Source organism: Nocardia sputorum, from assembly GCF_027924405.1.
GTDB lineage: Bacteria > Actinomycetota > Actinomycetes > Mycobacteriales > Mycobacteriaceae > Nocardia > Nocardia sputorum.
This window is the reverse complement of record NZ_AP026978.1, coordinates 2000101-2014199: the sequence shown is the minus strand read 5'-3', so window position 1 is coordinate 2014199 and position 14099 is coordinate 2000101. Positions and strand designations below refer to the sequence as shown.

General features: G+C 69.6%; 13 protein-coding genes. All 13 read right to left on the bottom strand.

Going from position 1 to position 14099, the window contains the following annotated elements; genetic code table 11:
• Positions 1 to 8: 8 nt before the first annotated feature.
• Positions 9 to 743: an SDR family oxidoreductase gene (locus QMG86_RS09300; RefSeq protein ID WP_281878910.1), complete on the bottom strand. Its 735-nt coding sequence runs from the start codon at positions 741 to 743 to the stop codon at positions 9 to 11.
• A 138-nt stretch (positions 744 to 881) separates the two neighbouring features.
• Positions 882 to 1376, bottom strand: a complete 495-nt coding sequence (locus QMG86_RS09295; protein WP_281878908.1) for a WKL family lipoprotein — start codon at positions 1374 to 1376, stop codon at positions 882 to 884.
• Between the two features lie 162 nt (positions 1377 to 1538).
• Positions 1539 to 2423 carry a LysR family transcriptional regulator gene (locus QMG86_RS09290; RefSeq protein ID WP_281878907.1) on the bottom strand — a complete coding sequence of 295 codons (885 nt, stop codon included), beginning with the start codon at positions 2421 to 2423 and terminating at the stop codon, positions 1539 to 1541.
• Positions 2424 to 2447: 24 nt separating this feature from the next.
• Entirely contained in the window at positions 2448 to 3296 is an 849-nt protein-coding gene (gene pdxS, locus QMG86_RS09285; protein WP_228829160.1) for a pyridoxal 5'-phosphate synthase lyase subunit PdxS, read from the bottom strand.
• Positions 3297 to 3796: 500 nt separating this feature from the next.
• Complete coding sequence (locus QMG86_RS09280) at positions 3797 to 4840, bottom strand: NUDIX hydrolase (protein ID WP_281880869.1); 1044 nt, start codon at positions 4838 to 4840, stop codon at positions 3797 to 3799.
• Positions 4840 to 5964: a glycosyltransferase family 4 protein gene (locus tag QMG86_RS09275; RefSeq protein ID WP_281878905.1), complete on the bottom strand. Its 1125-nt coding sequence runs from the start codon at positions 5962 to 5964 to the stop codon at positions 4840 to 4842. Before QMG86_RS09275 ends, QMG86_RS09280 begins: the two co-directional genes overlap by 1 nt.
• The gene (locus QMG86_RS09270; protein WP_281878904.1) at positions 5961 to 6929 is read right to left on the bottom strand and encodes a phosphatidylinositol mannoside acyltransferase; all 969 of its coding nucleotides are present in this window, start codon (positions 6927 to 6929) and stop codon (positions 5961 to 5963) included. The genes QMG86_RS09275 and QMG86_RS09270 overlap by 4 nt, the downstream gene beginning before the upstream one ends.
• Before the next feature lie 88 nt (positions 6930 to 7017).
• A complete protein-coding gene (pgsA, locus tag QMG86_RS09265) occupies positions 7018 to 7713 on the bottom strand; it encodes a phosphatidylinositol phosphate synthase (RefSeq protein ID WP_281878902.1) in 696 nt (231 codons plus the stop codon).
• 23 nt (positions 7714 to 7736) lie between these two features.
• On the bottom strand, positions 7737 to 8336 hold the full coding sequence (locus tag QMG86_RS09260) for an ATP adenylyltransferase (RefSeq protein WP_281878900.1): 600 nt from the start codon (positions 8334 to 8336) through the stop codon (positions 7737 to 7739).
• Positions 8333 to 10396: a threonine--tRNA ligase gene (gene thrS, locus QMG86_RS09255; RefSeq protein ID WP_281878898.1), complete on the bottom strand. Its 2064-nt coding sequence runs from the start codon at positions 10394 to 10396 to the stop codon at positions 8333 to 8335. Before thrS ends, QMG86_RS09260 begins: the two co-directional genes overlap by 4 nt.
• Before the next feature lie 244 nt (positions 10397 to 10640).
• The gene (locus tag QMG86_RS09250) at positions 10641 to 11252 is read right to left on the bottom strand and encodes a (2Fe-2S)-binding protein (RefSeq protein ID WP_281878896.1); all 612 of its coding nucleotides are present in this window, start codon (positions 11250 to 11252) and stop codon (positions 10641 to 10643) included.
• Complete coding sequence (locus QMG86_RS09245; RefSeq protein ID WP_281878894.1) at positions 11249 to 11680, bottom strand: TIGR02611 family protein; 432 nt, start codon at positions 11678 to 11680, stop codon at positions 11249 to 11251. Before QMG86_RS09245 ends, QMG86_RS09250 begins: the two co-directional genes overlap by 4 nt.
• 100 nt (positions 11681 to 11780) lie before the next feature.
• Positions 11781 to 14030, bottom strand: coding sequence for a solute carrier family 23 protein (locus QMG86_RS09240; protein ID WP_434086166.1), 2250 nt, complete (start codon positions 14028 to 14030; stop codon positions 11781 to 11783).
• Between the last annotated feature and the right edge of the window lie 69 nt (positions 14031 to 14099).

Genomic DNA, 14099 nt, shown 5'->3' with positions numbered 1-14099 from the left:
GGCATCGGTCACACCAGCCGATGTCCCCCGTCCACGTGCAGGACGGTGCCGGTGATGAAGGGATTGCGCATCACCCCCAGCATCGCCTGCGCGATATCGGAGGGACGGCCGATGCGACCGACGGGCAGGCGGGCGGCGAGCTGCTGGTGACGTTCGGTCTTCGCGGGCCCCGCGATGGTGTCCCAGATCGGGGTGTCGACCCATCCTGGTGAGACCACGTTGACCCGGACGGGCCCGAGTTCGAGGGCCAGGGCATAGGCCAGTGAGGCGAGGGCGCCGTTGACGGCCGCCACCATGGCGCCGCCCGGCGCCGGCCGATAGGCCGCGACGCCGGAGGTGAAGGTCACCGAACCGCCGGGCACCACCCGGGCGTGCTTGGCCAGCAGCGTGGGGCCGATCAGCTTGGACAACAACAGATTCCGAGCCAGGTCGGGGTCGAACCCGGCCAGTGGCCGATAGGCGCCGGTGACATCGGCGGCGGTGGTGACGACGTGATCGACCGGCTCCCGCTCGGCGAACAAACGCTCGAGGTCCGCTTCGCGAGTGATGTCCGCGACCACCGAGCGCACCGTGCCCGGCCCCTCGGACAGGGTGCGCTCCGCCGCGGCCAGCCGTTCGGCCGAACGACCTGCGATGGTGACCTCCGCACCCTCGGCGATCAGCGCGGCCGCCAGCGCCAGTCCCATGCCGGAGCCGCCGCCCACGACGACGACACGTTCGGGTGATGTCCTGCTTGCTGTCATGGCTCCAGCCGACCATCGCCGCGGTCGAGTGTCCATGTCGCGCTGCCGAATACGCCTTAGCCCGGGCCTAACACCGCAGGCCGGGGGACGGATCCGGGGCGCACGGGGCGGCGCGCCTCACCGCCCCGTTTCCACCCGTCAGGGGATGCAGGCCGGGGATTGCTGGTTCAGGTTGGCGAGCGCTTGGCAAGCCCACGTCTTCTGCACCTTCCACTTGCCGCCGTCCAGCACGAACGGAACGTCGACCTGGTTCTCCTGCCCGTTGATGGTGAACTTGGCCTGGGCGGTGACGCTGTCGCCGAAGGCGGTCACTCCGGTGACCACCGCCGTGGCGTTCGCCTGCCGGAACGCTTCGGCCAACCGGTTGGGCAGGCCGGGATCGGCTTCGATGCCCTGCACGGAGTCGAGTTTCTGCTCGTTCGGCACCGCGGGGTCGAGCGCCTTCTGCAACATGGCGTTGAGCTCGTCGGCGGTGGGCGCGGCGGGCGTGGTCACGGTCGCCGAGGCGCCTGCTGTCGTGCGGGTGGACTTGGGCGAGTCGCTCTTGTCGTCGCTGCCGCAGGCTGCGAGGCTCAGGGCGGCCACGAGGGCCAGGCCCGCTGCTGCGATGCGTCCGGTCTTGAGAAGCTTCAACTGTTCGTCCTTTGCGCTCGGATCGATCCGACGGTGGGAGGGCGCGACATGGCCGGGACGGCCATCGAATGGCGAAGCTACTGAGCGTGATTGTGAGAACCATGAGACGACCTTGCGGCCGCCGTAAGAGTTGAACCTAGCACCGGAAGCGGGCCGCGCGGCCTATTCCGCCGACAGTTCGCCCGTCAGCGCGGCGACCAGCGCCGCGACGGCGGGATCGCGCACCGCCGCGCGCCAGGCGACCGCGTAAGTCACCCGTAGCGGCGCGCCGCGCAGCGGCCGCCAGACCAGACCGGGCAGGCCGTTCACGCGCGACGAACCGAGCCCGATCACGTCGGGCCGTGACGGCAGCACCGCGAGCATCTGCGCATGCCCCATCGCACTGTCACTCAGCCGTACCCGGGCGCCGTGTCCCGCGAGCGTGCGCAACAGCGAATCATGTAGGCCCGCAGCGGATTCACGCGCGAACAAGATCAGCTCGTGACCACTGAGCTCGGCCGGGTCGAGCAGCGCCGCGCTCGCGAGCGGATGCCGCTCGGACATCACCACGCCCAGTTCCTCGCGGGCCGCCGCGCGTTGCGCGAAGCGTTCGGGCAGCTCGACCGGGGTGCGGAGGAGCGCAAGGTCGACTTCGTCGTCATCGAGGAAGCGCACCTGATCGGCGGTGGTCCCCCCGGTGAGCACCAAGCTACCGCCGGGCACTGCGGCGGTGAGCAGGCTGTCGATGCGGGCGGGCAGCCACGGCGGGACGCCGTTCAACAGTCCCAGGCGCAGCACCGGGGCGCCTGCCACGGCGGCGCGCCGGGTCTGCCGGACCGCGTCGTCCATCGCGCGCAGCACGTCCTTGCCGGTGCGCAGCAGCACCGCGCCCGCGGCCGTCAGCTCCACCCGCGGCTCCCGGACCAGCAGTGGGCCGCCCAGCTCCCGCTCCAGCACCTTGATCTGCTGGCTGAGCGTGGGCGTCGAGATGAACAATCGCTCCGCGGCCCGGCGGAAGTGCAACTCCTCCGCCAGAACCACGAAGTACCGCAGCTGCCGCAACTCCACGCGGCAGACGCTACCGGCCGGGAATCACCAACCGCGCTCGGCCAGGCGGTGCGGCTGCGCAATCTCCTCGACGTTGATGCCGACCATCGCCTCGCCGAGACCGCGCGACACCTTGGCCAGGACGTCCGGATCGTCGTAGAAGGTGGTGGCCTTGACGATGGCGGCGGCGCGCTGGGCCGGGTTGCCGGACTTGAAGATGCCCGACCCCACGAACACGCCCTCGGCGCCGAGCTGCATCATCATCGCGGCGTCGGCGGGGGTGGCGATGCCGCCCGCGGTGAACAGCACGACCGGCAGCTTGCCGGTCTCGGCGATCTCGCGGACCAGCTCGTAGGGCGCCTGCAGCTCCTTGGCCGCGACGAACAGCTCGTCCTCCGGCAGCGACGACAGCCGGCGGATCTCCTGCCGGATCTTGCGCATGTGCGTGGTCGCGTTGGACACGTCACCGGTGCCGGCCTCGCCCTTGGAGCGAATCATGGCCGCGCCCTCGGTGATCCGGCGCAGTGCCTCGCCGAGGTTGGTGGCGCCGCAGACGAACGGCACGGTGAAGTTCCACTTGTCGATGTGGTTGGCGTAGTCGGCGGGGGTGAGCACCTCGGACTCATCGATGTAGTCGACACCGAGGCTCTGCAGGATCTGCGCCTCCACGAAGTGGCCGATCCGGGCCTTCGCCATCACCGGAATGGACACCGCCGAGATGATGCCGTCGATCATGTCCGGATCGCTCATCCGGGACACGCCGCCCTGGGCACGGATGTCGGCGGGCACCCGCTCCAGCGCCATCACCGCGACCGCGCCGGCGTCCTCGGCGATCTTGGCCTGCTCCGGCGTGACGACATCCATGATCACCCCACCCTTGAGCATCTCGGCCATGCCGCGCTTGACGCGGGCGGTACCGACGGTCTGGGTGGTCTCAGGGGTGGTCACGGCAAACTCCTCCAGGCATGTGCGCCAATCGATCACTCGGGGTCGAACGCCACGATTCTAGGTGGCCGCAAAAGGCCACTTGATAGCCAGTTGGAGGGCACTGGCCTGGTGTGATCTCGGTTATGGCGCCCTACGCCGGGAAGGCTCGGCTGTCGTGCCGTCCCGGCGCCGCACCGGCCTGCGCCGGGCGCTGGATCACAGCGGGCCGACCACCAGCAACGTCGCCCAGTACTCCGCGGCCGCGGGTCCGATCAGCGGCAACAGGAAATCGAACAGCAGGTACGACATGAACCAACTACCTCCACAACCGAGCAGAAACGCCCCGCTGACAGCGGGACCACGACACCGAACTGGCATGCGTCCCTGTCAGCAGTACCCTTCGGCGCCCCGAATCATCGCGACGGTATCACGATCGTGAAACACATCACACCCCGTCGTGCGGCCGGTCAGCGGATGGAACGGACCTCCGGATCGGCGGTTCCCGACGCCGCCTCGGCCGCTTCGGCGAGCAGTTCGTCCAAGTGATATGGGTAGACCGTCTCGCCGGAGCGGTCCAGCGCGACGATGTCCGCCGCGGTGCACCATCGGTGCCCGGTGATGGAGCGGCGTTCGATCAGCGTCCGGTTCGCCGCGTGCGGCTCGAAAGCCCGCCCGCGCAGCGCGAAGAACAGTTCCTCGGAGCGGATCAGCTCACCGTCGAACGGAAACACCGCGACCCGCCGCCAGATGGGGCCGCGCAGGTCGGCCGGATCCGCGCGATATCCGGTCTCGTCGTAGAGTTCCCGCACCGCCGCCGAACGCAGGCTCTCCCCCGGCTCCACGCCGCCGCCGACGGTGAACCAGAACGACACCTCCGGCGTCTTCGGGTCGTTGCCGCGCATCAGCAGCGTCCGGTCGTTTTCGTCGAACAGCACGACCCGCGCGGTGGTGCGGATGGTGTCGACCGCCAGGCCCGTGGACGCCGCAGGGGTGGCGCGCTCGGTGATCTCGAAGTAGGACGGCAGCGGTGCGGTACCGCCGAGGTGCAGGATGCGGACCGAGCGGCGCGTGCGCAGCGCCAGCGTGTCGCGCACGGCGTCGTTGTGGAAACGGCGGGCGATCAGCACCCGGGCTTCGGCGTCGGCCAGTTCGGCGACCAACTGGGGGCGCAGCGTGCCGATGTCGACCGCCGACAACGCGGAAGACAGCCGGTTCTCCACGGTCTCGCGTTCGTCACGACCGGTGCGCTCGGCCCGGTCCGCGAGCGCCGACAGCTGTCTGGCCTGCTCCGCCATGGCCGGATCGGATACCGGGCCCGCGATCGCCATGGCGACCGACCGGGCCACCACCGCCCGCCGGGCCAGCGCCGCGTCGAGTGCCTGCCAGGACTGGTCGGAGCGCACGTGCAGCCGGTCCAGGCGGTTGGCGGTGGAATACGCCCACAGCCCGATCGCCACGACGACCGCGGCGATCAGCGCGAGGACGAGAACGGTCGTCGCGGAGAAGGTGATCATCCGGCAGCCCGCACTCTGGTGTCGCCGACGGTCACCGTCTCGTAGACGCGCAGGATCTGTTCGGCCACCACCGGCCAGTCGTACTCGCCGACCACCTGCGTCGCGGTGTGCACCAGGGCTTCCCTGCGCACGTCGTCGGTGAGCACGGTGTGCAGCGCGGCCGCCAAGGCCGCCGAATCGCCGACCGGGACCAGCATGCCTGCCGTGCCGTCCCGCAGCACCCGGCGGAAGGCGTCGAGCTCACTGGCCACGACCGCGGTGCCCGCCGCCATCGCCTCGATCAGGATGATGCCGAAGCTCTCCCCGCCCAAGTTGGGCGCGACGTACACGTCGGCGCTCCGCATCGCCGAAGCCTTCTCCTCGTCGGACACCTGGCCGAGGAAACGCAGGTGACCGGACAAGGTGCCCGCTTCGCGGCGCAGCCGGTCCTCGTCGCCGCGGCCCACGATCAGGATCTCGACGTCGGGATGCCTGCCCACCAGCTCGGGCAGCGCACCGAGCAGCACGTCCATGCCCTTGCGCGGCTCGTCGTAGCGTCCCAGGAACAGCACCGTCCCACCGGGGCGCGGATAGCCCGGCAGCATCGGCGCGCGGGCGAACGCCGGGACGTCGACACCGTTGGGGATCTCCACCGCGTCCGAGCCCAGCGCCTCGACCTGCCAGCGGCGCGCCAGCTCCGACACCGCGATACGGCCGGAGATCTTCTCGTGGTACGGCCGCAGTACGCCCTGAAAAGTGCTCAGCACCAGTGATTTCGTCGTCGAGGTGTGAAAGGTCGCGACGATCGGGCCCTCGGCGATCTTCAGCGCGAGCATGGACAGACTGGGCGCGTTCGGTTCGTGGATGTGCAGCACGTCGAAATCGTTGCCGTCGATCCAGCGGCGGATCCTGGCATAGGCCATGGGCCCGAACGACAGCCGGGCTACCGACCCGTTGTACGGGATGGCCACCGCTCGGCCCGCCGACACCACGAACTCCGGCAGCGGGGTGCCCTCGGACGCGGGCGCCAGAACGCTCACCTTGTGCCCGCGTTCGAGGAACACCCGTGCCAGTTCGACCACATGCGCCTGCACCCCGCCGGGGACGTCGAACGAATAGGGGCAGACCATGCCGATCTTCATGGCGATACGTCTCCCTGCTCGACCTCGAGGCTCGCCTGCGCGGCCGCGATCATGGCGCGCCGCTGGGGCGAGAGATCGCTCTCCCACAATGGTTGCAGCATGTGCCAATCCGCGGGATGCTCGGCGATATTCGCTGCGAAGCGGTCTGCCAGCGCCTGGGTGGCCGCGGCCACCCCTGCGGAAACATCCAGTGCCGCCTCGGTTTTCAGGCCCCAGTTCTCGCGGCCGTCGGCATCGACCTCGAACCACGCGTGCACCGGCAGCAGCGCCGCGCCGGTCTCGATGGCCAGCTTCGCCGCGCCGGCGGGCATCCAGGTGCGCTCACCGAAGAACTGAACCGGAACGCCTTTGCCGGTGAGGTCGCGTTCACCCATCAGGCACACGACCTTGTTCTGCCGCAGGCGCGCCGCCAACTGACCGAACGGCGGTTGCTCGCCACCGGTCAGCGGGAACACCTCGAAGCCGAGGCTCTCCCGGTAGGCGACGAACCGCTCGAACAGCGATTCCGGCTTCAGCCGCTCGGCCACGGTGGTGAGGCCGCCGTAGTGCTGCACCAGCCAGACGCCCGCCATGTCCCAGTTGCCGGAGTGCGGGAGCACCAAGACCACGCCCCGGCCCTCGGCGAGCGCGGCATCCAGATGTTCCAGCCCGCCGACGTAGTAGTCGATCGCGGCATGGTCCATCGTGGGCAGCCGGAACGCTTCCCGCCAGTACCGGGCGTAGGACCGCATGCTCGCGCTGATCAAGTCGTCCGGCACGTCCGCCGGAAGCACGCCGAGCACACGTGCCAGATTGCGCCGCAACGGGTTCGGCGCGCCGCCCGCGTGGAACTCCCGGTTGGCCCGCCGGGCGACCCGGTCGGCGCCCCACTCGAACAGTCGCCGGGCCGTCGGCTCCGGCAGCGCACGCACCACCCGCCAACCCGCCGCGTAACCGGCGGCGCCGAACCGCTCCCCGATTGTCATGCACACTCCCGCGCCGTGAATCCGCACTTCGCCGTCACCACTGTCCGGACGCCACCGCGCATCGGTCGGCGTCCGGCCCCGGATGAGGTCACGACGGAAGTCCCGTGGTGCCCGTGGTGCCCGCGCTCGGGCTCTGCGGCTGCCCCGCCGGGATCACCGTGCGCGCCCCCGGCGAGTTGCGCACGGCCAGCACCCGCTGACCGACGGTGACGATGCTGAGCACCGCGAGGATCCATATGGCGACGTGCACGGCGTAGGTGAGCCACTCGATGTCCCAGTAGCCGCCGATCCCGGTGAAGCCCGCGCCGACCAGCACGATGATCAGCCGGTCCGGCCGCTCGATGATGCCGCCGTCGGCGGACAGCCCGCTGGCCTCGGCGCGCGCCTTGGCGTAGGAGATCACCTGCGAGGTCACCAGGACGACCAGCGTCGCGGCGAACAGCGGCTTGTGCTGCTCGTGGAAGACCGCCCACCAGGCCAGCCCGGCGAAGATGGCGCCGTCGGCCAGCCGGTCGCACGTGGCGTCCAGCACCGCGCCGTATTTGGTGCCGCCGCCGCGCGCCCTGGCCATGGCTCCGTCGAGCATGTCGAACATGACGAACAACCAGATCACCATGGTTCCCCAGAACAGGTGTCCGGTCGGGAAGAGCGTGACCGCGGCGACGATGGAGGCGGTCGTGCCGATCAGCGTCATGGCGTCGGGGGTGAGTCCCGTGCCGACCAGCGCCCGGCCCAGCGGAGCCGTCGCCTTGGCGAACGTCTCGCGGCCGAAGAAGCTCAGCACGGCCGCTCCGCCCGGTCGCTCATCTACGCCTCCTTCCAGGCCGCCGACAGCAGCGCCCTGGTCTCCCGCAGCAGTTGCGGCATGACCTTCGCCCCGCCGATGACGGTGATGAAGTTCGCGTCGCCACCCCAGCGCGGCACGATGTGCTGGTGCAGGTGATCGGCCAGCGATCCACCGGCCACCCCGCCGAGATTCAGCCCGACGTTGAAGCCGTGCGGCCGGGACACCTTCTTCATCACCCGGATCGCCTGCTGGGTGAAGGTCATCAGTTCGGCGCTCTCCGCCTCGGTGAGGTCCTCCAGGTTCGCCACTTTGCGGTAGGGCACCACCATCATGTGCCCCGGGTTGTACGGGTACAGGTTGAGCACGGCGTACACCAGCTCGCCCCGGGCGACGACCAGTCCGTCCTCATCCGACATCTTCGGGATGTCGGTGAAGGGGTGGCCGGTCGAATCCTTGGCGGTGGTGGCGGCCTCCGCGATGTAGGACATGCGATACGGCGTCCACAGGCGCAGCAGCCGATCCGGTTCGCCGGCACCGGCGTCCACGATGCTGCCCGGCTCGGCCGAGGCCGCGGTACCGTCCAGATCCGCGAGCCCGTCCGGCACCGTACGCTCGCTCATGCCCCACCCTTGTTCGCCGACCGGATCTGGAACCCCTCGGCCGTCGGCGACGCGTTCTCCCGATGGGCGATCCACGCGACGATGGTGGCCACCGCGTCGTCGACCGGCACGCCGTTGACCTGGGTGCCGTCGCGGAAGCGGAAGCTCACGGCGTTCGCGTTCACGTCCCGCTCACCGGCGAGCAGCATGAACGGCACCTTCTGGGCGGTGTTGTTGAAGATCTTCTTCTGCATCCGGTCGTCGCTGCGATCCACCTGCGCGCGCACGCCCTCGTCCTGCAACCGTTCGATCACCCGGTCCAGGTGCGCCGCGAAGGCTTCCGCGACCGGGATGCCCACGACCTGCACCGGCGACAGCCAGGCCGGGAACGCGCCCGCGTAGTGCTCGGTGAGCACACCGAAGAAGCGCTCGATCGAGCCGAACAGCGCGCGGTGGATCATGACCGGCCGCTGCTTGGTGCCGTCGGACGCGGTGTATTCCAGATCGAAGCGCTCGGGCAGGTTGAAGTCCAGCTGGATCGTCGACATCTGCCAGGTGCGGCCGAGCGCGTCCTTGGCCTGCACGGAGATCTTCGGGCCGTAGAAGGCGGCGCCGCCGGGATCGGGCACCAGTTCCAGACCGGAGGCCGAGGCGACCTTCGACAGGGTCTCGGTGGCCTCCTCCCAGATCTCGTCGGAACCGACGAACTTCTTCGGGTCCTTGGTGGACAGCTCGAGGTAGAAGTCGTCGAGGCCGTAGTCCTTCAGCAGATCCAGCACGAACCGCAGCGTGTCGGTGAGTTCGCTGTGCATCTGCTCTTTGGTGCAGTAGATGTGCGCGTCGTCCTGCGTCATGCCGCGCACCCGGGTCAGGCCGTGCACCACGCCGGACTTCTCGTACCGATAGACCGAGCCGAACTCGAACAGCCGCAGCGGCAGCTCCCGGTACGACCGGCCGCGGGCACGGAAGATCAGGTTGTGCATCGGGCAGTTCATCGGCTTGACGTAGTAGTCCTGGCCGGGCTTGCGGACGGTGCCGTCCTCGTTGAGCTCGGCGTCCAGGTGCATCGCCGGGAACATGCCGTCGCGGTACCAGTCCAGGTGGCCGGAGACCTCGAACAGATGCCCTTTGGTGATGTGCGGGGTGTTGACGAACTCGTAGCCCGCCGCGACGTGCCTGCGGCGCGAGTACTCCTCGAGTTCCTTGCGGATGATGCCGCCCTTGGGATGGAATACCGGCAGGCCGGAACCGAGTTCGTCGGGGAAGCTGAACAAGTCCAGTTCCAGGCCGAGCTTGCGGTGGTCGCGGCGTTCGGCTTCGGCGAGCAGGTGCAGGTGCTCGTCGAGCGCCTCCTGCGATTCCCACGCGGTGCCGTAGACGCGCTGCAGGTCCTCGCGGCTCTGGTCACCACGCCAGTAGGCCGCGGAGCTGCGGGTCAGTTTGAAGGCCGGGATGAACTTGGTGGTCGGGATGTGCGGACCGCGGCACAGATCGCCCCAGATCTTCTCGCCGGTGCGCGGATCCAGGTTGTCGTAGATGGTCAGCTCTTTGCCGCCGACCTCCATGACCTCCGGGTCATCGATGCCGGACTTGTCGCTGATCAGCTCCAGTTTGAACGGCTCCCCGGCCAGCTCGGCCCTGGCCTCCTCGACCTCGACCACCCGGCGGGAGAACCGCTGCGCGCCTTTGACGATCTTCTTCATCCGGGATTCCAGCTTGGCCAGATCCTCCGGGGTGAACGGCCGCTCGACACGGAAGTCGTAGTAGAACCCGTCCTTGATGTAAGGGCCGATGCCCAGCTTGGCACCGGGGAACTCCTGCTGCACCGCCTGGGCGAGGACATGCGCGGCGGAGTGCCGGATGACGTTGCGGCCGTCGGGGGTGTTCGCCGCCACCGGCTCCACGTCGACGTCCTCGTCCGGGGTCCAGGACAGGTCCTTGAGTTCACCGTCCACCCGGACGACGACGACGGTGTCCGGCCCCTTCGTGGGCAGTCCCGCCGCACGCACCGCGGCGCCCGCCGTCGTCCCGGCCGGCACCCGGACGAGGGCGACTGGGCTGATGGCGGCTGAGGTGGTCACGGCTGCGCTCTCCTTGGCGTTCTCGGGTGCGGGCCGGGGCCCGCTCGATGGTGGCCGATCGCATCTTCGTCCGGCGCGACCATGCTACTGTCCCGCCGCGCAGGCCCGCCCCTCCGGGTTTTAGGCCGTACGAGTCGGGTGGCGCGAGATTTGCGTTCGAGTCCCCGCCGAGTGGACCGGCGCCGTGGGCGTACCGGGTGAGTCACGGCCGCGGCGGGAAAATCGGCTGTCACCCGGCCGGTCGTCAGCTCTCGGCGGCGAGGCCCGCGAGCAGGGCGATTCGCTCGGCGGCGGGGCGTTTCGGGCAGCTGGTGCACATCTCGCAGCCGGGGACTTCGAAGACCAGGCAGCAGGAGATGCGCCGCACGAATGTGCGTCCGCCGATCTCGACGAAGCGCGGAACCGGTAGTTTGCCGCCGATCTCGGCGGCCAGCCGTGCCCCCGCGTCGGCGGACCCCGCGTCGAGCGCGCGGTTGCCGATCGCGTCGGCGACGATCGCCCACAAGGCGGGCACACCGGCACCCGACACCCGGGCGACCGGTGGGATGACGGTCGCGAGCGTCTCGTGCAGGACCGACGCACCGCCGGCCGCGTGACCGTCCGCCGGGATACGCACGCGCTCGATGCCACCGTCGGGGCGAACTTCGCAGTCCAGTCGCTCCAGCGCGGCTTCGGGAGCGGCCTCGTCGTGCGCGTACGCCCGCGCGATCTGCTCCACCAAGGCGGAGGCGACCATGCACCACCACAGCGTGCCCGCGATGCGCAGCGATGTGGTGCCCCAGGAACGGCCCATCTCCGCGATACGCGCGGCCAGCCATTCCGGTTGGGTGAGCATGCGCCCCGGAACGGTGGTCACCGTTGCAGGGGGCTGCGCAGCCATTCCCATTCGACTCCGATCCAACTACCCACGAGCCCGAAGGTTCCCAATATCCACAGCGTCGCCACGACCAACGCGGCGGTGCCGACCGCCCCGGCCACCTGCACGGCCCGGCCCTGCCGGGAGTACCAGTCCATCAATTGCCGGTACCGGTCCCGCAGCCAGCCCAACGCCTTTCGCGCCCAGGCGAATTCGGTGGCGAGGATGCCGAGCCCAGCGAACACGATCGCCCAGCCGGGACCGGGATAGGGGATCGCGAGCACCCCGACCGCGAGCACGGCCACGCCGACGACGGCGACCACGATCCGGTAGCCGAGATACAGCGTAGGTCGTCGCTCGAGCCCCGCTCGGAAGGCGCGCCAGCGGGTCGGCCGATCGTCCGAGCTCGTTTCCAGGTCTGCGGTCACGTTCCCCAGGGTACGAGCAGTCCGGCATACCGAACCCTGTCCGGATACGGCGATCCCGCCCGGGCACGCCACCCGGGCGGGATCATTCGTCCGGCCTCGATCAGACGAGTTCGGCAGTGGGCTGGTGGCCCGCGTCATCGATGTGCGCGATCCCGTTCTCGGTCACCTCGACCACCCGGGCACTGGCGATATCGAAGAACAGGCCCGACACCGTGACGCCGCGCTCGGCCACCGCCTTGCGCACCGCCGGATGCCGGTGCAATACCTCGAGCTGCATCGCCACGTTCACCATGGCCAGCTGATCGACCTCGCCGAAACCGGCCTCCCGCGCGGCGGCCGCGACCGGATGGCCCGCGCGGAATCGCTCCAGGCTCGGTCGCGCGTGCGCGAGCCAGGGGTCCACACCGGGCACCTCGGCGCCGGTGTGCAGCGCCTTCATCGCACCGCAGGAGGAATGCCCGCAGACGACGATGGAGCGGACGTTCAGCTGTTCGAGCGCGAACACCAGCGCGGCCTCCACCGACGCGTCGCCCTCGGCGGGCGCGAGGTTGCCCACGTTGCGGACGGTGAACAGGTCGCCGGGTCCGCTGTTGGTGATGATGTTCGGCACGATCCGCGAGTCCGAGCAGGTCAGGAAGAACGAATCCGGATCCTGCTGATCACGCAGCTCGTCCAGATGCGGCCGGACGACGTGCGCGTGGCTGCGGTGGTAGGCCGCGACGCCCGCCGCGACCGGGTTGGCGTGCCGATCGTCGCGCCGCCAGGGGCCGAGGATCTCGTCCCAGACCGACCGCGCGAAGCTGCGCGCGGGCGGCTGCACCCCGGCGTGGGCCATCCTGGCCCCGCCGATCTCCACGAAATCGACGCTGCCTCCGTTGTTCACCTGCTGGCGGGCGAACTCCTCGATGGCCTCGAACGCCGCGTGATCGAGGTAGTCGACGGTCATCTCCACCGTGACGTCGGCTCCCGGGGGGATCATGGCGAACTGCGCCGAGAGCTTCGGCAGTGCGAGGAAGGTGGCCGAGCCGTCGATGGTGACCACCCAGCGCTGCGTACCGGAAACCTGTTCGGCTTTGACCGCCACCCGGACCACCCGCCACAGCAGCAGGCCGAAGGCCAGGCCGAGGCCGATCAGTACGCCCTCGAGCAGGTTCAAGAACACCACGCCGAGCACCGTCACGGCGTAGACCAGCAGGTCACCGGTGCGCCGGGCCAGTTTGATATGGGCCAGTTTGACCAGCTGGGTGCCGATCACGATGAGCAGACCGGCCAGCGCGGCCTTCGGGATCTGCTCCACCACGGAGACCAGCGCCACGGAGAACACCAGCACCCAGACGCCGTGCAGCACCGCGGAGGCGCGGCTGTGCGCACCCGCCTGCACGTTGGTGGCGCTGCGCACGATGACGCCGGTGACCGGCAGGCCGCCGAGCAGGCCGGACAGCACGTTCGCCGAGCCCTGGCCGATCAGCTCACGGTCGAAGTCGGTGCGCTTGCGCGAGTGCATCTTGTCCACGGCCACCGCGGACAGCAGGCTTTCCACGCTGGCGATCAGGGCGATGGTGAGGATGGCCAGGACCAGACCGGACCAGTCGCCGCGCGGCAGAGCGGGCAGGCCGATGGCGTCGAACAGCGAGCCGTTGAGCACGATGCGCTCGGCATCGAGCGGCAGCACCAGCGACAACACCGTGCCGACGAGCACCGCGACCAGCGGGCCGGGCACCGCGCGCACCCGGGCGGGCAGGTATTTCCAGCCGACCATGATCGCGATCACCACCGCGCCGATCAGCGCGCCGCCCCCGTGCAGGGACAACAGCTGACCGGGCAGTTGCACGATGTTGCGCCAGGCCGAGCTGTGCGAGGAACCGCCGAGCAGCACATGGATCTGTTGCAGCGCGATCGTGATGCCGATACCGGCCAGCATCGCGTGCACCACCACGGGCGCCACGGCGAGCGCCGCCCTGGCCACCCGGCTGAGCCCGAGCAGAATCTGCAGTACACCGGCCGCGAAGACGATGAAACACGTCGTGCGCCAACCGAATTGATTGATCGTCTCGGCGACGACCACGGTGAGGCCCGCGGCCGGGCCGCTCACCTGGAGGACCGACCCGCCGAGCGTGCCGACGACGATGCCGCCGATCACGGCGGCGATGAGCCCGGCGGCGACGGGGGCTCCGGACGCGATCGCGATGCCTAGCGAAAGCGGCAGCGCGACAAGGAAAACCACGATCGAGGACGGCACGTCGTGGCGGAGGATATCGGAGAAGCGATCGGACAGTGGTCCGGAACTGCGGCCCGAGCCCATGGGTGCGGGCATTGACGGTGGCGGGGCTAAATCGTGATCGATAGCCATGACTCTCCTTCGCCGACTCGGCTGATTCGCCGAGGTCGGTTGACGATCAACATGTCCAGCAGGGCACAA

Excerpts from the sequence above, each read along its gene's own strand:
- QMG86_RS09300 (WP_281878910.1), bottom strand. The coding sequence starts at position 743 with ATGACAGCAAGCAGGACATCACCCGAACGTGTCGTCGTCGTGGGCGGC.
- QMG86_RS09270 (WP_281878904.1), bottom strand. The coding sequence starts at position 6,929 with ATGACAATCGGGGAGCGGTTCGGCGCCGCCGGTTACGCGGCGGGTTGG.
- QMG86_RS09275 (WP_281878905.1), bottom strand. The coding sequence starts at position 5,964 with ATGAAGATCGGCATGGTCTGCCCCTATTCGTTCGACGTCCCCGGCGGG.
- pdxS (WP_228829160.1), bottom strand. The coding sequence starts at position 3,296 with ATGGCCGAGATGCTCAAGGGTGGGGTGATCATGGATGTCGTCACGCCG.
- QMG86_RS09260 (WP_281878900.1), bottom strand. The coding sequence starts at position 8,336 with ATGAGCGAGCGTACGGTGCCGGACGGGCTCGCGGATCTGGACGGTACC.
- QMG86_RS09240 (WP_434086166.1), bottom strand. The coding sequence starts at position 14,030 with ATGGCTATCGATCACGATTTAGCCCCGCCACCGTCAATGCCCGCACCC.